This window comes from Streptococcus sp. HMSC062B01 (assembly GCF_001811085.1).
GTDB classification, from domain to species: domain Bacteria; phylum Bacillota; class Bacilli; order Lactobacillales; family Streptococcaceae; genus Streptococcus; species Streptococcus gordonii.
In genome coordinates, this window is the sequence record NZ_KZ672766.1 from 219,367 (window position 1) to 239,594 (window position 20,228).

22 protein-coding genes are annotated in these 20,228 nt (G+C 40.5%); 6 read left to right on the forward strand and 16 right to left on the reverse strand.

The genetic code is table 11. The annotated features are described in order from the left end of the window. Positions 1–41 precede the first annotated feature (41 nt). From recJ to miaA, 9 genes are all read right to left on the reverse strand, one after another. Complete coding sequence (gene recJ, locus HMPREF2780_RS01945; protein ID WP_105026016.1) at positions 42–2,261, reverse strand: single-stranded-DNA-specific exonuclease RecJ; 2,220 nt, start codon at positions 2,259–2,261, stop codon at positions 42–44. Positions 2,262–2,366: 105 nt separating this feature from the next. Beyond that, positions 2,367–2,957, reverse strand: a complete 591-nt coding sequence (locus HMPREF2780_RS01950) for an HD domain-containing protein (RefSeq protein ID WP_105026017.1) — start codon at positions 2,955–2,957, stop codon at positions 2,367–2,369. A gap of 37 nt (positions 2,958–2,994) precedes the next feature. Continuing rightward, on the reverse strand, positions 2,995–4,041 hold the full coding sequence (locus tag HMPREF2780_RS01955) for an acyltransferase family protein (protein WP_105026018.1): 1,047 nt from the start codon (positions 4,039–4,041) through the stop codon (positions 2,995–2,997). 55 nt (positions 4,042–4,096) lie between these two features. Then, positions 4,097–4,801, reverse strand: coding sequence for a class I SAM-dependent methyltransferase (locus HMPREF2780_RS01960; RefSeq protein ID WP_105026019.1), 705 nt, complete (start codon positions 4,799–4,801; stop codon positions 4,097–4,099). Positions 4,802–4,840: 39 nt separating this feature from the next. Then, positions 4,841–5,596, reverse strand: coding sequence for an SDR family NAD(P)-dependent oxidoreductase (locus HMPREF2780_RS01965; protein WP_105026020.1), 756 nt, complete (start codon positions 5,594–5,596; stop codon positions 4,841–4,843). A gap of 104 nt (positions 5,597–5,700) precedes the next feature. Next, a complete protein-coding gene (gene rnz / locus HMPREF2780_RS01970) occupies positions 5,701–6,630 on the reverse strand; it encodes a ribonuclease Z (protein ID WP_061583461.1) in 930 nt (309 codons plus the stop codon). Between the two features lie 10 nt (positions 6,631–6,640). Continuing rightward, positions 6,641–7,264 carry a hypothetical protein gene (locus HMPREF2780_RS01975; protein ID WP_061603900.1) on the reverse strand — a complete coding sequence of 208 codons (624 nt, stop codon included), beginning with the start codon at positions 7,262–7,264 and terminating at the stop codon, positions 6,641–6,643. After that, positions 7,257–8,495, reverse strand: coding sequence for a GTPase HflX (gene hflX / locus HMPREF2780_RS01980; RefSeq protein ID WP_105026022.1), 1,239 nt, complete (start codon positions 8,493–8,495; stop codon positions 7,257–7,259). The genes HMPREF2780_RS01975 and hflX overlap by 8 nt, the downstream gene beginning before the upstream one ends. Positions 8,496–8,526: 31 nt before the next feature. Next, positions 8,527–9,411 carry a tRNA (adenosine(37)-N6)-dimethylallyltransferase MiaA gene (miaA, locus tag HMPREF2780_RS01985; RefSeq protein WP_045634933.1) on the reverse strand — a complete coding sequence of 295 codons (885 nt, stop codon included), beginning with the start codon at positions 9,409–9,411 and terminating at the stop codon, positions 8,527–8,529. 81 nt (positions 9,412–9,492) lie between these two features. Here miaA and HMPREF2780_RS01990 point away from each other — a divergent pair, with 81 nt between their 5' ends. After that, positions 9,493–9,663 (forward strand): DUF3042 family protein, encoded by a 171-nt coding sequence (locus HMPREF2780_RS01990; protein ID WP_008808815.1) that lies wholly within the window; start codon positions 9,493–9,495, stop codon positions 9,661–9,663. Between the two features lie 95 nt (positions 9,664–9,758). Here HMPREF2780_RS01990 and HMPREF2780_RS01995 read toward each other — a convergent pair whose 3' ends face one another. From HMPREF2780_RS01995 to HMPREF2780_RS02015, 5 genes are all read right to left on the reverse strand, one after another. After that, the gene (locus tag HMPREF2780_RS01995; RefSeq protein WP_045634934.1) at positions 9,759–11,006 is read right to left on the reverse strand and encodes an MFS transporter; all 1,248 of its coding nucleotides are present in this window, start codon (positions 11,004–11,006) and stop codon (positions 9,759–9,761) included. A gap of 228 nt (positions 11,007–11,234) precedes the next feature. Continuing rightward, positions 11,235–11,600, reverse strand: a complete 366-nt coding sequence (locus HMPREF2780_RS02000; RefSeq protein ID WP_105026023.1) for a nuclear transport factor 2 family protein — start codon at positions 11,598–11,600, stop codon at positions 11,235–11,237. A gap of 83 nt (positions 11,601–11,683) precedes the next feature. After that, complete coding sequence (locus HMPREF2780_RS02005) at positions 11,684–12,610, reverse strand: helix-turn-helix transcriptional regulator (RefSeq protein WP_105026024.1); 927 nt, start codon at positions 12,608–12,610, stop codon at positions 11,684–11,686. Between the two features lie 59 nt (positions 12,611–12,669). Continuing rightward, positions 12,670–13,860: a methionine adenosyltransferase gene (metK, locus tag HMPREF2780_RS02010; RefSeq protein ID WP_105026025.1), complete on the reverse strand. Its 1,191-nt coding sequence runs from the start codon at positions 13,858–13,860 to the stop codon at positions 12,670–12,672. A gap of 416 nt (positions 13,861–14,276) precedes the next feature. Beyond that, positions 14,277–14,765: a hypothetical protein gene (locus tag HMPREF2780_RS02015; protein ID WP_105026026.1), complete on the reverse strand. Its 489-nt coding sequence runs from the start codon at positions 14,763–14,765 to the stop codon at positions 14,277–14,279. Between the two features lie 340 nt (positions 14,766–15,105). Here HMPREF2780_RS02015 and HMPREF2780_RS02020 point away from each other — a divergent pair, with 340 nt between their 5' ends. Genes HMPREF2780_RS02020 through HMPREF2780_RS02035 form a run of 4 tightly spaced genes read left to right on the forward strand, consistent with a single transcriptional unit; the run spans position 15,106 to position 18,049 of the window. Further along, positions 15,106–15,786 (forward strand): amino acid ABC transporter permease, encoded by a 681-nt coding sequence (locus tag HMPREF2780_RS02020; RefSeq protein WP_105026027.1) that lies wholly within the window; start codon positions 15,106–15,108, stop codon positions 15,784–15,786. Further along, on the forward strand, positions 15,746–16,423 hold the full coding sequence (locus HMPREF2780_RS02025; protein WP_105026028.1) for an amino acid ABC transporter permease: 678 nt from the start codon (positions 15,746–15,748) through the stop codon (positions 16,421–16,423). Before HMPREF2780_RS02020 ends, HMPREF2780_RS02025 begins: the two co-directional genes overlap by 41 nt. 1 nt (position 16,424) lies before the next feature. After that, on the forward strand, positions 16,425–17,183 hold the full coding sequence (locus HMPREF2780_RS02030) for an amino acid ABC transporter ATP-binding protein (RefSeq protein ID WP_045773912.1): 759 nt from the start codon (positions 16,425–16,427) through the stop codon (positions 17,181–17,183). A gap of 11 nt (positions 17,184–17,194) precedes the next feature. Further along, positions 17,195–18,049: a cysteine ABC transporter substrate-binding protein gene (locus HMPREF2780_RS02035; RefSeq protein ID WP_008808824.1), complete on the forward strand. Its 855-nt coding sequence runs from the start codon at positions 17,195–17,197 to the stop codon at positions 18,047–18,049. A 76-nt stretch (positions 18,050–18,125) separates the two neighbouring features. On the opposite strand, the gene HMPREF2780_RS02040 is transcribed toward HMPREF2780_RS02035, so the two are convergent. Then, entirely contained in the window at positions 18,126–18,593 is a 468-nt protein-coding gene (locus tag HMPREF2780_RS02040) for a deoxycytidylate deaminase (RefSeq protein ID WP_045502598.1), read from the reverse strand. Positions 18,594–18,611: 18 nt separating this feature from the next. Then, complete coding sequence (locus HMPREF2780_RS02045; RefSeq protein ID WP_105026029.1) at positions 18,612–19,178, reverse strand: TetR/AcrR family transcriptional regulator; 567 nt, start codon at positions 19,176–19,178, stop codon at positions 18,612–18,614. A 125-nt stretch (positions 19,179–19,303) separates the two neighbouring features. On the opposite strand from HMPREF2780_RS02045, the gene HMPREF2780_RS02050 reads away from it, so the two are divergent. After that, on the forward strand, positions 19,304–20,149 hold the full coding sequence (locus HMPREF2780_RS02050; RefSeq protein WP_008808827.1) for a DegV family protein: 846 nt from the start codon (positions 19,304–19,306) through the stop codon (positions 20,147–20,149). Positions 20,150–20,228: the final 79 nt, after the last annotated feature.

Genomic DNA, 20,228 nt, shown 5'->3' on the forward strand with positions numbered 1-20,228 from the left:
TTTTTTTATTTAAATGTGCTTGAAATATTATTACTTAACCTTTATTTCTCCATCAAATAATCATAAATCTCCTGCACAGTGCCCAAAGCCATAAGTTCTTGTTCCTTGACTAGGCGCTTGAGGTCTTGGTAAATGTGACTGCTTTCGATTTCTTTCTTTTCAGCTTCCTTATTGACCTTCATGACGCCTTCTGTGATGCTGACAAAGCCCAACTCCTCAAAAATCTGAATCATTTTGACCAAGAGAATCGAGTCAATTTTCAGGTAAGCTGCCAGATCATTAAGCTTATAGCGAACGTCAAATTCGGGGAACTGATAGATGGTCTTGTAGAGTTTGGCAAATTGCTCACGGCTACCGTAACCTGTCAGATAGTATGGCTTGCCAATCTCATTTTTAAAGTAAATCGCTTCGAAATCTTGAGTCTGAAGAATCTTCTTCAAGGCCTGTAAATCATCAGGCAGGTCATAAACCACAACTGCTCTGCTATTTCCCAAATCCGGCAATTCCTCTGTGAAACGCAAAACTGGAACCTTGTCAGGTAGCGTCGCATTTTTTCCGCGGATATTGAAAAGCTGAACACCATCTACACGAGCATCTACCAGCATGAGCTGGAGACTGGTCTGTCCATTCCATTTATTGACAGAGAGGCTGACAGCTAGCTCCAGATTCTTGGTTTGTGCAAACTCTGTCGCCAGGCTTCCTTGGCCAAAAGCAACTACTTCAAAAGTAGCATCTTCCTGAGAAATCTTCAGCTTGAGATGGCTATTGCCAGCTCCCATAGTCCGAGCATTGTCCACTTTAAAATCCTTGAGGTAAAAAAGTGGCTTCTTATTGTCCATACCAAAAGGCGCCAGTTTTTCAAAGCTTTTGAGTGTATCCAGGGTCAGTTCTGGCAGATGCAGCTCCTCATCTAAATACAGAACAGTTTTACCAGTCAAATCCAAATCATTATCTAAAATGTAGGCTGTTAGGATATCAGATAGCTCCGCCAGCTTATCTGCCTCGAGAGTCATCCCAGCTGCTCCAGCATGGCCACCAAAGGCTACAAAGAGATCACGATGACTGTCCAAGGCCTCAAAAATATTGACCGCTTCAATACTTCGGGCGCTGCCCTTAGCGATGCCATCCTCAATATTGAGCACTACGACTGGCTGGTGTAGCTCTTCTAGCAAGCGCCCAGCGACAATTCCTAGCACACCAGGATTCCAGCCTTCCTTGGCTAACACCTGCACTGGTCTCCCAGTGTCCAGCATGGTTTGCGCCTCTTCATAAATCTGCTGGACAATTTCCTTACGCTCGTCATTTTTCTGGTTGATCATGAGCGCAATATCACGAGCTTCTTCATCGTCAAATCCTGTTAAAAGCTCAACCGCTGGATTGGGATCATCCAGCCTTCCCAAGGCATTGAGGCGTGGAGCAAGCTGGAAGCCAACTGTTTCTTCGTCCAGTTCATCTGGCTGAATACCAGCGATTTTGAAGAGTTCCTGAAGACCTACCCGCTGGGTATTTTTGAGGACGGAAAGGCCGTATTTGACCAATATCCGATTTTCCCCCGTCAGACTGACCATATCGGCAATGGTACCGATGGCCACTAAGTCCAAAAGTTCGACTTGGACTTCTTCTAGTAAGGCTGTTGCTAGCTTAAAAGCCACCCCACAGCCAGCCAGATGCTTGAAAGGGTAATCCGCTCCGCTATGTTCCGGATGGACAATCGCATAGGCATTTGGCAACTCCTCAGGCATGGAGTGGTGATCCGTCACGATAACATCCACGCCTAGAGAATGGGCCAGCTCAATAGCTTCAAGTCCCGCCACTCCATTATCTACTGTAATAATGAGCGAGATACCTTGATTTTCAATAAAATACTTGTAAACACTGCTATTAGGACCATAGCCATCTGTAAAACGATTGGGCAGATAGACCTGACACTCAGCCCCCAACTGCTCCAAGGCTTCCTTGACAATTGATGCCGAGGTCATCCCATCAGCATCATAATCACCATAGATCAAAATCTGCTCATAATTCTCAATCGCCGTGCGAATCCGCTCCACTGCCCGATCCATATCATGCAGATCATAAGGGTCGTGAAGCTGGTCTAAACTAGGCTCCAAAAATTCCTGCAGAGCTTCTTCAGTCTGCACACCTCTTTGGTAAAGGAGACCAGCAGCGGCAGGTTCTAATCCAGCTTTCTTAGCCTTTTTTAAAAAATTCTCGTCTGTAAAATTAGTGGCAAACTGCCAGTCGTATTTTGAGCTAATCATGATGAGTGAAACACTTTCTCCGTTCAATCTTGTCTGAATATTATAACATGAAAAGACTGGTTCAACCAGTCTCAAACTTTCTATCTACGAGCAAGGTCCTCAGCCTCACTCATCTAGGTAAAGCCCCTTAGCAACACTTTGGTCAATAACTTCTAAAGCCAATTCCCAAAGACTCTCAGAGGTTTCTTGAATAAAGGATTTCTTTGCGATGACCTGCGACTTGGTCAGGCCATGAGGGTTGTCATGGGGCTGAGCAACTTCCAAGTGATTGAGAAGGGGAACCAGAGCATCCAGCACTCGGGCATATTTAGCCTCTATGCTAATGCCAGTTTCAAATTCCTGCCAAAGCCCTAAAAAGGAATCCTGCTGATCTGATGGTAGCTTGTCTAAACTGATTTTCAAGGACTCAAGCTCTCTATGGTAAGAATCTCTCTTGCCAACATCGTCAAAGATAAAGGTATCGCCAGCATATATTTCGCCCAAATCATGAATCAGTAACATAGACATGACCTTTTCCAGATTGACCTCTTCGGGGATATATTCTCGAAAAACTAGCGCCATGAGCGCCCCCTGCCAACTATGCTCGGCAGAATTTTCAAAACGATAGGCGTCCAAGGTCCTATTGTTCCTATGAGTGGGTTTCAGTTTTTCCAGCTCATTGGTAAAAGCCAGCTGCTGTTGTAGACGTTCAAGCATGATAAGACCTCCAAAAAATCTTGTTACCTTAACACGTTTAGACTCTATTGATTTTTTTCTTTGAAAATACTGTCTTAGGGATTTTTAAAATAATTTCTGAAGTCAATTGAGTCAAAACTATAGTAAGAACAAATACAATTTGACCCTTATGCCATTTAGAAAAATTTGTCTCTTTCAAAAGATAAAAGGAAATTTCTATAAAAATCGGATGTAAAAAGAAATAGAGAACACTTAATTCCTTAAGATGGTATAGATTCCATTTCCTTCCAATCCTTGTCCTTAAAACACCATTGACCAGAAAAAGTGAGAAAGGAAGTAAGGCTAGAAAGAAATTTTTATCGATTCCCTGATTGACAAAAACTAACCAACCATCTAGAGCAAGTAAGATTGAAGCCAGCAGAAATTTTTTCCCTACATCTTTCTTAAAGAAATCACTATTCCAATAATCATAAAGCAAATAACCAAAGAGAATGAAGATTGGCGCGTAAAATAGACCATTACGGGTTGAGAAGAAAATACGTGCATAAACATCATATAAACGAGTCGGCCATGTATTAGCAAAGTAAGTGTAGTAAGTCTCAATTGAGCCAAGTAAGTAGAGGAGCAAGGAAACAAGAATCGCCCATTTAGGTCCTATTTTTTTGTATAAATGATGGACAATCCAAAGCCCCAGCAAAAAAGCAGGAATATACCAAAGCTGGTAACAAAGTCCAATATATAAAAATCCAGCGATTAAGGCAAATGGTGCATAATACTTCTCAACTGGAAGCGACCAAAAATAGATAAGTGCGTATGGAAGATAAAGAATACTCCAAAAAATATACTGTTTTAAAATCCTACTTACGTAAGTTCTCATACTCTTCTTTTTTGCAAGACTTGATTTAAGCATAAAGGCAGATGATATGAGAAAAAAAGGTACAGCCATTCGCCCAAACATACTCTTTTGAGTGAAATGCAAAATTTCATTAGGAAAGAGACGTTGACAATGCACCAAAATAACTAAGATAGATGCTACATATTGAAAAAGGCTGAGCATGGCATAATTAACTGATTGCTCTTGCTCTTTAACTTCTTTTTCCACCATCTAGTTTTCTCCAAACAAGGTCAAAAATTCATTCATACACAAAAAATCTAAGCTATTATTTTTTCACGAGCCAGTAATGCTGAAAAGCTGCAATATCGCGATAGGGTGACTGGTTATTAACAGCAAGTTCCATTTCTAGCATATTTTCACGCCATCCTGGATCAGTTTTTACATCATTGGGCTGTAAGCCATAAAAAATTCGAATTCCCTGAAAATCTAAAATATCGAAAGGATAAGGCTTAATGACCTCTGGCATCTCATAATAATTAGCTTGGCCCATGCTATGCGTCAGATAATCTTTTCCAAGCAAGAGTTCTCGAGCTTTCTTAATATCATTTTCAAAAATTACTGTATGCATAATGCGGCCCACGTGATTATGTTTAACAATCGATAGCTTCCCTCCCTTTTTGAGCAAGCGAGAGAAAGCCATGAGGTATGGATCAATATCCTCTACATACTCTAAAACATTATGGCAAATTATAAGGTCAAAGGATTCATCTTTAAAAATTTCTAGCACTTCTAGACTTCCCTGCAACTGCTCATAAGAATTCGTTCTTTTCCGATGAATAATCATTTCCATATTCGGTTCCAGCGCAGTGACCTGATTTTTTTCAGCAAGGTGGTTGGCCACAATCCCAAACCCACTACCAAAATCAAGAACTTTTAGCCCTTCAACATTCTTCAACTGATCAAACAGAATGTCATAATAGATTTTACCCCAAGGCTCTTCTAAATGATTTTTATAAGCTTGTAAATCCATTTTTTCATTTTCCTTTTCTAAAAAGTTGAAATTTAACTTTTATTTATAATTAAACATCTTAACCGCCAATTTATCAGCTATTCTTGGAAACAGGGTATAAAATTTATGAGCAAGATTGAGAATCCCAGGAAGATTAATTTCTCGCTTTTTTTTGCCAAAAACGTTGACGATTTTGCCAGCTACAAAGTCAGGCTCCAAGATATACTTATCAACAGCTTTAACATAGGATCCATCAGGATCGGCTAGATCGAAAAAGGCTGTTTTGATAGGCCCGGGATTAACCGTCGTAACATAAACACCAAAAGGCAGGAGTTCCAAGCGTAGGGCGTTGGAAAAACCAATAGCAGCAAACTTAGTCGCTGAGTAAAGACTGGACTTACTACTTGCAATGAGGCCAGCCATGCTGACGATATTGATGATATGTCCTTGTCCAGTCTTTTTCATACGACTACCAAAAAGTCTAGACAGGTTCATCAGAGCAAAAGTATTGACCTCAAACATGGCCTCAATATCACTGGAGCTGATTTTGTCAAATTCCTCAAAAATCCCATAGCCAGCGTTATTGACTAGAACATCAACGTGGCCGTACTGACTATCAATCTGCTCAGCAAATCTCTCCAAAGCTGAGCTATCTGTAATATCCAGTTCCACAAGGTCAATATTTTCGCTTTCTCCATATAGTTTTTCAAGCTTTTCCTTGCTACGTCCGACCAAAATCAATTTATCCTTAGACAAAAGCTTAACCATTTCCTGTGCTAGCCCTCCACTAGCCCCTGTGATGATGATTGTTCTCATTCTTTCTCCTTTTTTTACATTATAACATAAAGAAGACAGGAAAATCTCCCGCCTCTTTGACAATATTGTAATTTTTTCTTGTATTAAAAGTCCCTTTAATATCCTTAAATTTCAACTTCTTCCAAATCCTTAACCACATGAACCTTTTCGAAAACTTTACTAGCATCTTGTCGCATAACGCTGATATCTTTCGACAAGAACCGAGCACTGACGTGATTAAGAAGAAGTTGTTTAACTCCAGCTTCTTTGGCTACTTCAGCCGCCTGCATATTGGTAGAATGCCCATGCTTACGGGCCATTTTTTCATCTCCCTTACCATAGGTAGCTTCATGTACAAGAACATCTGCAGCCACAGCTAATCGTACACTAGAATCTGTTTTCCTTGTGTCCCCTAAAATAGTAATTGTTTTCCCAGGACGAGGGGCTGAGATATAGTCTGCTGCGATGATTTTGGTACCATCTTCTAGGACGATATCCTGACCGTTCTTGACCTTGCCAAAGAGGGGGCCAAAGGGAACACCCGCTACTCGTAGTTTATCGGCATCCAGAGTGCCTTCCAAATCTTTCTGCATCACGCGGTAGCCCACACAAAAAATCGTGTGATCCAGCTTATCTGCATAAACAGTGAACTTGTCCGTTTCCAAAATCTTTCCCAAACTATTTTCATCAAATTCATGAAAATCAATTCGATAAGGTAAACGAGAACCAGAAACTCGAAGACTGGACATAACAAAGTTCTTAATACCTTTAGGGCCATAGATCTCTATATCCGTCTGCTCTTCATTAGCTTGAAAAGAACGACTGGATAGAAAGCCAGGCAAACCAAAAATATGATCACCATGAAGATGCGTGATGAAAATCTTGCTAATTTTGCGAGGTTTGATCGTTGTCTCCAAGATCTGGTGCTGGGTCCCTTCACCACAATCAAACATCCAGACCTCATTGATTTCTTCCAAGAGCTTGAGAACGAGGCTGGATACATTGCGGGCCTTTGACGGCTGACCAGCTCCGGTTCCTAAAAATTGTAATTGCATATTTTTCTTTCTAAATGATATAAATCATGGCAGAACGATTCTGCGAGTGATAGTATTTTCTGCCAGCATAGGACTGAGCCAGATCACTGACTTCATCTTGATTGTAGCCCAAAAGTCTTTGGCTACCATCCGCCAGCTGTTGCCATTCAGTCAAAGCAGTCAGCTCCTTACTGTCCACGACTTGAAACTCAGCTTTGAAAGGTGTCATTTTTATTCTCCCAGCTTCTTCGTAGACCAAGTACTGTGGAAAGACTTGCGCGATTTCAAAGAGCAAATCAGCTGTTACAGGCTCAGGATTTTCAGGAAAGACCATGCCGACTTCCTTCTTCTCGTAGCAAAATCCATAGGACTTGCCAGAAAGGTTAAGCCGGACAAAAGGTTTATTTTCTACAAAGCTAGGCTCCGCATTCCATAAGTCCAAAGCCTGACTGATTTCTAAGAAGTACTCTGTCGCAGCTTCCGGACTTTTCTTTTGATAAAGCTCAGCAAAGTAAGCGTTGATAACACTGGGTGGTGGTGTAATAAAGCTACGCTTCTGCTCTTCTGTCAGACCAGTCAATACTTGTTCTAAGTAGACCCTATCTAGGCTTGTAAAACCACCGTAATTGAGGGCCAAGTCAATATAATCAGTCATAAAATTCTTCCAGTTTCCATTTGTTTTTCTCGGCAATCCAGCCTGAAATGACTTCGATATCGTCTATGTATTCTCGATTCCCCATAATCGCGACTTTCTCTAAATCATGAATCTTGTAAGCTTTAGCCGGAGCTACCTTGATGGTAAAAGGCAAAAATAACTCTTTCATCCGCTCCAGCAGGACTTGCTGTAAAACAGCTCTGCTATTATCCGCTTTAGCCGAAATCAAAGAATAAGGAGTCAGGGTCGGAGTAAAATCCTCAGCCTTATCTGCTTTGTTATAGAGAGTCAATCGGGGAATATCCAGCATGTCCAGCTCTTTCATAATGTCGAGGACAGTCTTTTCGTGCTCCTCATGGTGTGGATCACTAGCATCAATAACATGGACCAGCAAATCAACATTTTTACTCTCCTCTAGAGTAGACTTAAAGCTTGACACCAGCTCCGTCGGCAAATCCTGAATGAAGCCAACTGTGTCTGTCAGCGTGACATTTAGCTGGCCACTGAGATTGATGTTCTTGGTCGTGGCATCTAGCGTCGCAAAGAGTTCGTCAGCCTCATACTGACTCTTACTAGTCAAGCAGTTCATGATCGTAGACTTGCCAGCATTGGTGTAGCCGATGAGGCCGATTTTGAAAATACTGGATTCCAACCGTTTTTCACGAACGGTAGCCCGATTTTTCTCCACTGCCTTGAGCTGGCGCTCAATATCATGAATCTGATTGCGGACACTGCGTCGATTGAGCTCAAGTTGGCTTTCACCAGGCCCGCGGGAGCCAATACCACCTGCCTGACGGCTGAGCATAATTCCCTGGCCAACCAAGCGAGGCAGCAGGTACTTGAGCTGAGCCAGATGCACCTGCAACTTGCCCTCATGACTCCTAGCCCTCATGGCAAAAATATCCAAAATCAGCTGCATACGGTCAATGACCTTAACGCCTAAGCTTTCCTCTAGATTGACATTCTGGCGGGGTGTCAGACGGTTATTGACAATGACGGTCGAAATCTCTTCGGCATCAACCATCTGCCGGATCTCTTCTAACTTTCCAGAACCAACAAAGGTCTTGCTGTCATACTTTTCCCGCTTCTGGCTATAAGAGCCAACTACTTCCGCCCCTACCGTCTTAGCTAGACTTTTTAGCTCCTCCATGGATAAGTCAAAATTTTCCGTGTCTGCTAGTTCCACACCAACCAGAAAGACACGCTCTGTTTTTTTCTCTGTTTCTATCATCTCATATCCTTACTATGACTTGGTCAGCCAGCTACTTATCCAGAAAATTCTTGATGTCCCCCATAACCTGATTTTTGTAGTCTGGATTTCCCACCTGATAAAAGGTCACAGACATCCTATTGCGAAACCAAGTCAGCTGGCGCTTGGCAAAACGGCGGGTATTTTGCTTGAGCTTGTCCACGGCCTCTTCAAGACTTATCTGACCTTCGAAGTAGGGGAAAAGTTCCTTGTAGCCGATACCCTTACTGGCTTGACTGGTTGGAGCCTGTTCATAAAGCCAACGGGCTTCTTCTAAGAGACCATCTTCTATCATCAGATCAACTCGCTGATTGATTCGCTCATAAAGTCGCTCTCGCTCATCATCTAGGCAAATCAGCAGGGCTTCATAGTCTGGTTGATTGTTTTCTAACGAGCCACCCAGATGAGCAATCTCCAGCGCTCTCATAGCCCTGCGGCGATTTATCTGGGGAATCTCGATACCCAGCTCTGCTATTTTTCCAAACAAATCCTCATCTGACCAACTGTCCAGCTGCGCCCGATAGGCCAGAATCTCCTCGTGAGGAACGGAGCCGCCTAGATGATAGCCCTCGAGCAAACTCTGGATATAGAGCCCTGTGCCGCCGCAAATGATGGGAAGCTGACCTTGAGACTCAATCTCACGAATAGCCTGAGCCGCCTCAGTCACAAAATCATAGGCCGAGTAGCTCTCTCCAACCTCCCGCACATCCAACAGATGATGGGGAATGCCCTCTTGCTCCTCAGGACGAATCTTAGCCGTGCCAATATCTAAGCCACGATAGACCTGTTGACTGTCACCACTGACGATCTGACCATTAAAGGTTTTAGCAACCTCAATGCTCAGAGCCGTTTTTCCAACAGCTGTAGGCCCTACAATTACAATTATCTTAGTTTTCATTTTTTTCCTTGAAAAAATTTTGATTTTCCGTTACTATTAATTATAACATAAATAATTAAAGTTCAGAAAAGGAGAAATCTTATGGCTAAAGGATTTGGAAAAGGCGTACTTACAGGCGTTGCAGCTACTGTTGCTGCTGTAGCAGGTGCAGTTTATACTGTCAAGAAAAAAGTAATCGAACCTGAAGAGCAAAAAGCAGCTTTCATTGAAGAAAACCGTAAAAAAGCAGCTCGCAAACGTGTAGCACACTAAGAATAACCTTAAAACTCTCTATTTAAAGTAGAGAGTTTTTTACATGATCATAAAAAGACAAAGAATAATTCTCTTTGTCTTTTTTTATTTAATGGCTACGCTTTTTCTGCTTCAAGACCTTGACCTAAGTCTTGATAAATATCAGATTTCAAATTGCCGATTGTCCAAAGAGCAGCTAGACTGATTAGATACAAAGAGGCAAGAAAAATCATAACTGTTGAAACACCTGAGATATCCAAAATCTTTCCAATAATAACAGATGAAAATCCGCCAATTGCTCGTCCGACATTTAAGATAACATTATTAGCAGTTGATCGAATTTGATGAGGATAAAGACGAGTGATCATGGCTCCGTAACCAGCAAACATTCCATTCACAAAGAAACCAACAACTGCTCCACCTATTACCATAGTGGCCATAGAATTCGCAAACTGGAAGAGATAGACACAGACAGATGATGCAAGAAGAAAGCTAGAGTAAACGACCCTAGGTCCCCATTTATCCAAAATTTGTCCAAAAGTCAACATTCCTAGGCACATTCCCAAAATGGTTGCCACCATCCAAAGAGAAGAATCTTTAACAGAAATATTCAAACTAGTTTGAATAATCGTTGGCAACCAGTTCATCATTCCAAAGTAACCTGCAATTTGTACGGTCGTCATAACCATTAGAGCTATGGTTTGTGATGTCAGAGCTGGTGTTTTGAATAGCTGACTTATTTTAACAGGTTGTGTTGTTTCTTCTTCTACCTTGGCTCCACCGTCGTCACGAATATTCTGATCGTCAATAGCTAAAGCCATCCATAGTACTAGGGCAATGGGTGCTAGCCCAAAGAGGAAGAGGCCACGCCATCCAAGAGCAGGAGCTAGCCAGCCTGCAAGTAAAGCCGATGTAATCGAGCCTATCTGTCCCGCAATACCATTTAGCGATGAAATCCGCCCCATTTTTTCTGGCGGAACAATTCCTGCCATTATAGCAATGGCCACACCATATTCACCTCCGACACCCATGCCTGCAATAAAGCGCATAATATAAAGGTAATTGACGTCTTTCGTAAAGAAAATCAGGCCCGTCGCCAGGGAGAAAATGAGAATGGTCCATTTAAAGACCTTAAATTTGTGATATCGGTCAGCTAACAGACCGAAAATTAATCCTCCAACAAGCATTCCCAAATTAGTTATAGTAGCTATCCAACCACCCTGGGTACCACTAATCCCAAGTTCCGAGATAATAGAGGACATTGAAAAGGCCAGAAACATGACATTCAAGTCATCCGTACCAGAAGCGACAATCGCAGCGACTAAAGCCCGTTGATTGTTTTTGTCTAAAGACAATTTTGACATATGATTCTCCTTAATCGCAGCTCACAGACTGCATTTATTAAATTGAATATAGTTTAAAAAGAGGTTGGAAATCATGTTCCCAACCTCTAAAAGTTTACAGAAAATTAGAGCATAGCAATTGCTAGTCTCATTTTAGAACTTTCATGTCTCACGGAACATGTTTAAAGTCATATTTAATTTTTAACAGTATAAAACAAGTTCTACTATTTGTCAAATGAAACTTAAGAATTATTTGCCCTGCATAAACTCTTGGAAACGATGAGTATCAAAGTAAATGTTGGATGCTATCAATTTGTCTGATTCGTCAAATTTTAAAAATTCCGCCACATCCAACTCTAGTTGATTTCCTTGTGGCGACTGCAAGCGATAGCGATTTAAAGCCACTACTTCTCTTCCATCTACCAGCAACTTCTTCACTTCAAGATGCTGACTTAAAGCATAGAATTGACCTGCACCTTTCAGATAAACATCACGACCTCGCTTGATGTCCTGACTGTCACACATACCATAATCAAAGTTTTCAGCTACAAAATCTTCCCAGCCACCTTTATTGACTGAGGTAAAATAGCTTTCTGCTAATGTTCTTGTATCCATTTGGAACCTCCAAAAATAATTTAGGCAGTTTTCAAACTAATGAAAGCTTGAGCCCACTTAAGAGTATACAAAAAGCAATATGACTACAGTCTGTCATATTGCTGAAGATTTTTTTGAAGAGTTTCAATTAATTTATCCTGTAAGATTTTTGGTGATATGACCTTTACTTGCTGAGCAAAACTTAAAATCAATTCGAAAAAGGCCGGTGTCAATGCTCTGAAAGCATGGACTATTATTCTGGTTTGCTCAACAGTGATTTCTTCTTCTGTGAAGTGGTCATAAATTTTTGGAAGCGCAGACTCTGTGAAAATCAACGCTACTTCCTCTTTACTGCCCTCAACTTTATCTTTAGATGGATTTAGAAAAAGATCTAGCTTTTCTTGAGATAAAAGTGGGTAGTCACCAACTTCTATCCCCTCATCTACTATCAGCAAATCACGAATTCTGCTAAGCTTGAAAATACGAAAATCTAATTTTTCAAAGCAGTAGCCGATCACATACCAGGCATTTAGTTTAAAAATCAGTCGATAAGGAAGAATTGTTCGCAGGCTTCGTTCTTGTTTTTTAGAAAAATAAGAAAAGGAAACTTTCTTTCCAGTTTGTATAGCCTGCTCAATTTCAAGTAAATAATTTGTATTGAGAGACCATGAAGTAAGATCGAAGTAAACAGGATTAACATTATCAGTCACTTCTTGAGAAGTAAGCTTATGCTCAATGCTGTCAAAACTTGGACGACCGACAATTTTGCCAACATTTTGGCTCATATTGATGATAAACTGCTTTTCTTCTTCTGTGAAAAAGCTGCTGTCCATCTTGTAGTCATCTGGTATATAAAAGCCTCCCTTATCCCCACGTTCAGAGTAAATAGGGATTCCAGCTAAGCTGAGCGTATCCATATCTCGATATACTGTACGAGTAGATATTTCAAAACGTTCAGCAATTTCTTTAGCTGTTATCTGTCTCTTATTCAAAAGGGCTAATAAAATATAAATTAATCGTTCTAATTTCATAATCTTTATTTTTCTATAAAGTAGAAACCATCAAATAATCATCTTGCAACTCTTTATAATTAGGCCAGATAATCCTTCAACGCTTGAACTTTATCCGTTTTTTCCCAAGGCAGATCAATATCTGTCCTACCCATATGGCCATAAGCAGCTGTCTGACGGTAGATTGGACGTTTCAGATCCAGCATTTGAATGATACCTGCCGGACGCAAATCAAAAATCTGACGAACAGCTTCCTGAAGCTTGCTTTCTGCAACTACTCCAGTGCCAAAAGTATCGATACGTACAGAAACCGGCTGAGCCACACCAATGGCATAAGCTAGCTGTACCTCTGCTTTCTTGGCTAGTCCAGCAGCCACGATGTTTTTAGCAATATAGCGTGCTGCGTATGAAGCTGAGCGGTCAACCTTGGTTGCATCCTTACCGGAGAAGGCACCGCCGCCGTGACGAGCATAACCGCCGTAAGTATCCACAATAATCTTACGTCCAGTCAAGCCAGAGTCACCTTGCGGGCCGCCAATTACAAAACGTCCGGTTGGATTGATGAAAAATTTTGTCTTATCATCCAGATACTGGGCAGGAATAACAGCTTTAATCACCTTTTCAATCACGTCACGATGAATCTCTTCATTGGTCACTTCTGGGTCATGCTGGGTCGAAATAACCACCGTATCCACGCGCACAGGCTGGCCATTTTCATCATACTCAACAGTCACTTGTGACTTAGCATCTGGACGCAGATAGCCAATCTTTCCTGATTTGCGCAACTCTGCCAATCGACGGACTAGCTTATGACTGAGTGAGATAGGCAATGGCATAAGCTCCGGTGTTTCATCCACTGCGAAGCCAAACATAAGCCCTTGGTCGCCAGCACCGATCAAGTCCAATGGATCTTGATCTGCATTCCCACGAACCTCTAAAGCTTCATTGACACCCTGAGCGATATCTGGCGACTGCTCCACCAAAGATGGATGCACACCGACGGTCTCTGCCGAAAAGCCATACTCTGTATTGGTGTAGCCAATCTCTGCAATGGTATCACGAACCACACGGTTAATATCTACATAAGCTGTAGTCGAAATCTCACCAAAAACATGAACAGAGCCTGTATAAACAGCTGTTTCAGCAGCCACATGGGCATCTGGATCCTGACTCAAGACGGCATCCAAAATAGCATCGGAAATTTGGTCTGCAATCTTATCAGGATGTCCCTCCGATACAGACTCAGACGTGAAAAGTTTACGTTCTGACATAGAAATGTCCCCCCTTAAAAAATATTGTTATAGAGTTACAAAGTACTGATAGAAAAAACTACCACCTTATCGGGACTATATAACTTTTACATTATAACATAATTTACGCTAACACACCTTTGTTTAAAAAAAGAATAAGGTATAGACATAAACTATACCTTGTTGAAAATTATGAATCTGCTGATTTTGACGCACCACCCCATATTAGGACCACGACTACAATTGCTACAATCAAAAAGAGGCTAAAAGATGAACCAAGTGCCCATACATAAAAAAGCATATACATAATCATTGATAGATAAAGAAAGCTCTTTTGATTGCTTAATTTTTGAGAGTGAAAATAGTTGTACTAGAATGGGGATCGCATCCTTTATGGTTTCAAAAATTTCCGTAAAAAGATATGGCTTCGCGCCATATTATCTCTTTTCTTCTTTAGCCATTAGCGTTCCAACCAAAACAAGAACTGCGAAAACAAAAGGAGCTATTTGAAAAAGATGCCAATCAGGATCTCCTGCACAAAGAGCTGAAATCAGGTAAATACCTGAACTTGCATATAGTAAACCTTTCCTCCCATTAGTCATCCCAACCCTAGTTAAAAAAGTTGCAATAAAAAAACAAATTAAGCTAGGGCCTAGAAAAATCAACAAGACAATTCCCCATGGTAAAGCTATACTAAAAAGTGACACGAAAAGAATCAGATAAATGATCGATGAGAAGAAGGAAAATGAAAGAAGAGCCAATGTATACTTGATCTCTTTTGAATCTTTTACCACTTGTTCTGACCCATTTGCTTCATCAATAGATTGTTTTTCTTCAATCTTCTCCTTATTTTTTTCGTTATCTATCTCTGGACTTATTTCATTACGCCTTTGACTTAACTCCTGGTTTATCTCTTTATTTGACATTTGATTGATCCATCCTACTGTTATATTTCTTTAAAAAAACAAAATACTCTTTCATATTTTTCTATATCCATTATACTCTATTCTTTAATTATTTTCAGTATAAAAATCAAGTATATCCATCTTCTCTCAAAACAATCCAGCATCTAGACAAACATCTTTGTCTAGATCAGTTACTAAATTACAATCCTTTTGGCGGTCCTGATAAATTTTTTCTATCAGACCGATAAAATATACATATTATTCAAACAGTGTAATTGATGGTAAAATGACTCTATTATTATACCTATAAGTTCAGGAAGAAAAATGATTTCCTGACTTAAGGGAGGGGAGGAATTCATTTTTGGATTGGTCTATTATCGAACAGTACTATCCACTATACCAGCAGGCCTTCTTTTTGACCCTGCATATCGCTATTTGGGGGATAATTGGTTCATTTCTTTTAGGCTTGGTTGTTAGTATCATACGACATTACCGAGTTCCCGTCTTGAGTCAGCTAGCTACTGCCTACATTGAGCTATCTCGAAACACGCCACTATTGATTCAGCTCTTCTTTCTGTATTTTGGGCTACCTAGGATTGGTCTTGTCTTGTCTTCAGAAGCTTGTGCGACAATCGGTCTCATCTTCCTAGGTGGATCTTACATGGCTGAATCCTTCCGTAGTGGCTTGGAAGCTGTTAGTCAAACCCAGCATGAAATTGGTCTCTCTATTGGTTTGACACCAAGACAAGTTTTTCGCTACGTTGTTCTTCCACAAGCGACTGCTGTAGCACTTCCTTCCTTTAGTGCAAATGTCATTTTCTTAATCAAGGAAACCTCAGTTTTCTCTGTAGTAGCTTTAGCAGATCTTATGTATGTGGCAAAGGACTTGATTGGACTCTACTACGAGACAGATATTGCCTTGGCCATGTTGGTTCTTGCCTATCTACTCATGTTATTACCGCTTTCACTTCTCTTTGGTTGGATAGAAAGGAGATTACGCCATGCAGGATTCGGGAATCCAGGTACTCTTTCAGGGAAATAATCTCCTTCGTATTTTACAGGGCTTGGGAGTCACAATTGGTATTTCAGTTATTTCCGTTCTATTATCCATGATCCTTGGTACTTTTTTGGGAATCATCATGACTTCTCAATCTAAAATCGTTCGTCTACTAACTCGCTTTTATCTAGAATTCATCCGAATAATGCCCCAGCTCGTCTTACTCTTTATTGTTTACTTTGGGTTAGCACGTAACTTTAATATCAATATCTCAGGCGAGAGTTCAGCCATCATTGTCTTTACTCTTTGGGGAACTGCTGAAATGGGGGACTTGGTTCGAGGAGCTATCACTTCTCTACCCAAGCACCAGTTTGAAAGTGGTCAAGCGCTTGGTTTAACCAAGTTTCAGCTTTACTATTATGTCATCATTCCACAGGTTCTAAGACGTTTACTACCACAAGCCATTAACCTGATTACACGTATGATTAAAACAACTTCGCTAGTCGTTTTGATTGGTGTTGTTGAGGTTACGAAGGTCGGTCAACAAATTATCGATAGCAACCGATTGACCATTCCTACTGCTTCCTTTTGGATTTATGGAACTATTCTTGTTTTATACTTCCTTGTCTGCTTCCCTATTTCCAAATTAGCAGGTCATTTAGAAAAACACTGGAGGAATTAATATGCCTGAAACGATTTTAAAAATAAGGGACCTTCAAAAATCCTTTGGAGACAATCCTATCCTTCAAGGTCTTTCACTTGAAGTTAAAAAAGGTGAAGTTGTCGTGATTTTGGGTCCTTCTGGATGTGGTAAAAGTACACTTCTTCGTTGTATTAATGGCTTAGAAAATATTCAAGGAGGTGATATCCTCTTAGATGACCAATCCATCACAGGCAATCAAAAGAACTTTCACCTTGTCCGTCAGAAAATTGGCATGGTTTTTCAAAGTTATGAACTCTTTCCACACCTAGATGTTCTGCAAAATCTTATTTTAGGACCAACAAAAGCCCAGGGACGTAAGAAAGAGGAAGTCATTCAGGAAGCCGAACAACTACTGAAACGTGTTGGACTTCTAGATAAAAAGCATAGCTACGCAAGACAGCTCTCTGGAGGTCAAAAACAACGGGTGGCAATTGTTCGTTCCCTTCTCATGCATCCTGAAATCATCCTTTTCGATGAAGTAACCGCCTCTTTAGATCCTGAGATGGTACGAGAGGTGCTAGAATTAATTAATGATCTCGCCCAAGAAGGACGCACCATGATCCTAGTCACACATGAAATGCAATTTGCTCAAGCTATTGCTGATCGAATCATTTTCTTGGACCAAGGACAGATCGCTGAAGAGGGAGATGCTCACTCTTTCTTTACCAATCCTAAAACAAAAAGAGCGCAAGAATTTTTAAACGTATTTGACTTTAGCCAATTTGGCTCATATCTATAAAGGAGACGATTATGAAACTAATTAAATCAATTTTAACTGTAATGACACTTGCCCTTGCTCTAGTCTTTATCACAGCTTGTGGTGCTAGCAAAAACTCCAATGCATCAAGTTCTAAGGCTCGGACCATTGATGAAATTAAGAAAAGTGGCGAGCTTCGTATCGCAGTCTTTGGAGACAAAAAACCTTTTGGTTATGTTGATAATGATGGTTCTTACCAAGGATACGATATCGAACTTGGAAATCAACTTGCCAAAGATCTTGGAGTCAAGGTTAAATACGTCTCTGTTGACGCAGCCAACCGTGCAGAGTACTTGATCTCAAACAAGGTTGATATTACACTGGCAAACTTCACTGTAACAGATGAACGCAAGAAACAAGTTGACTTTGCGCTTCCTTATATGAAGGTTTCACTTGGAGTCGTTTCTCCTAAAGATGCCCTTATAAAAGATGTTAAAGAACTTAAGGGAAAAACTTTGATCGTGACCAAAGGTACAACAGCTGAAACATACTTTGAAAAGAATCACCCAGAGGTTAAACTTCAAAAATATGATCAATACAGTGACGCCTACCAAGCTCTGCTTGATGGACGTGGTGATGCCTTCTCAACGGATAACACTGAAGTCCTAGCTTGGGCTCTTGAAAACAAGGGTTACGAAGTTGGTATAACTTCTTTAGGTGACCCTGATACTATTGCTCCAGCCGTTCAAAAAGGAAACAAAGAACTTCTTGACTTTATCAACAAGGATATAGAAAAGCTTGGTAAGGAAAACTTCTTCCATAAGGCTTATGAAAAAACTCTTCACCCTACCTACGGCGATGCAGCTAAAGCTGATGATCTTGTTGTAGAAGGTGGTCAAGTCAAATAATCAGTAAGATCGTAAAAAGACTCTATCGAAATGATAGAGCCTTTTTATCTTAAACAATAACTAGGATAGTCACTTTTTAAATAAAATCTGTTTCCGCTATGGCTGACTTCACTTCCTCTAAAGGCAGGTGCACTAACTCCACTTCTTTCTCTCGATACAAGTACTCAGCATACTCGTCAATCCGATACTGATTGATATATACTACGCGCTTGCATCCAACCTGGAGCAACTGCTTGGTACAGTTGAGACAGGGAAAATGAGTTACATAGGCAGTAAATCCTTTTGGAACACCTCGTTCAGCGCCTTGTAAAATAGCATTCACTTCAGCGTGTAGGGTCCTTACGCAGTGGCCATCGACTACCAAACATTCGTGATCAATACAATGTTCTGTTCCTGATACGGAGCCATTATATCCCGTAGAAATAACCTTGTTGTCTTTGACCAAAACCGCTCCTACTCTTGCGCGCTTACAAGTCGAGCGATTGGCAATCAAAAGAGCCTGTGCAGCAAAATATTCATCCCAAGCTAATCGTTTTGTTTCCATTTCTTTCTCTTTTCTTTACTAGATATTTTCTTGAACCATTAAAGGCAAACCAAGAGAAGCAATCTTTTCAGCTGGCACTTTCATGCCTTCTTTGATCCATTTTGACAGGACAGAAACCAAAGCTGAGCTCCAGAAAGAATTAACGTAGGACGAAGCATCTTTCTTGGACTCTTGACCTTTCTCTAAAAAGTTAAAAACTGCTTGCGTCAAGTGTTTCTCTAAATTATACTCAACAGCTAAACGAATGAGATGCGCTTCCTTCTGTGCCTCTTTAAACAGAGCAAGCCATACTTGGTAAAGCTCCGTCTTAAAATCAAACTGAGCCATTTTTTCCATAATATTATGCACAATCTGGCCGAAAAGCTCCTCTAGAATCTCTTCTTTTGAGCTGTAGTTTCGGTAAAAAGACGCTCTGGATACACCAGCACGGTTTACTAACTCAGAAATAGTGATTTTAGCCAATTCTTTTTTTTCTAATAACTGTAATAGGGAAATTTCCAAAGATTCACGAGTTAAACGATTGGATTCCCGATTGGAAATCGTTAGGTTTTCAAGAGATTTTTTGGATATTTTACGTTCAGGCATAACAGTTTCTTCCTTCTTGTCTCATCGGATATCAATAGCTTTCTGGAAAAAGTCTTTCATGATATAATTGTAAAAAAAGACACAATCTTTGTCAATGTATAATTATAGGAACAAGGGGATTAAAAATGACTTGGAAAATCGTTAGTGACTCTGGATGCGATTTTAGAGAATTAAAAGACCTGGCTTTAGACACAAATTTTGAAAATGTCCCATTAACCATTCAGGTAGGCCAGGAAATCTTTATTGACAACGCAGAACTAAATATTGACTTAATGATGGAAAAAATGTATGCCACATCAACTGCTTCTAAATCTGCTTGCCCAAGTCCAGATGACTATCTAAAAGCATTTGCAGGAGCTGATAATATCTTTGTTGTCACTATTACTGGAACCTTATCTGGTAGCCATAACAGCGCTCAGGTTGCTAAAAAGCTTTACCTTGAAGAGCATCCGAATGTCAATATTCATGTGATTGATAGTTTATCGGCTGGAGGTGAAGTTGACTTGCTTGTTCAAAAGCTCAATCAGCTAATTAGTAACGGCCTTTCTTTTGACGAAATCGTGCAAGAAATTACAAACTACCAATCAAAAACCAAATTACTTTTTGTCCTGGCCAAAGTGGATAATCTGGTTAAGAATGGGCGATTAAATAAGCTGATTGGAGCTGTCGTAGGCTTGCTCAATATTCGCATGGTTGGGGAAGCTGGGCCACAAGGAACCTTAGAACTATTGCAGAAGGCTAGAGGCTATAAGAAGTCGTTGTCTGCTGCTTTTGAAGAAATCATCAAGGCCGGTTATGCAGGAGGTGAAATTATTATCTCTCACCGCAATAATGATAAATTCTGTCAGCAATTCTCTGACTTAGTCAAGGAAAAATTTCCTAACGCCCAAATTCAAGCTATCCCGACATCCGGCTTATGTAGTTTCTATGCAGAAGAAGGCGGATTATTAATGGGATATGAAATCGGCTAATAATGAATCAACTTCCTAATATTTAAATCAAAAGAGACCCTAGTCTGAACCGCACCCCAAAAGTTAGACAGAAAAAATC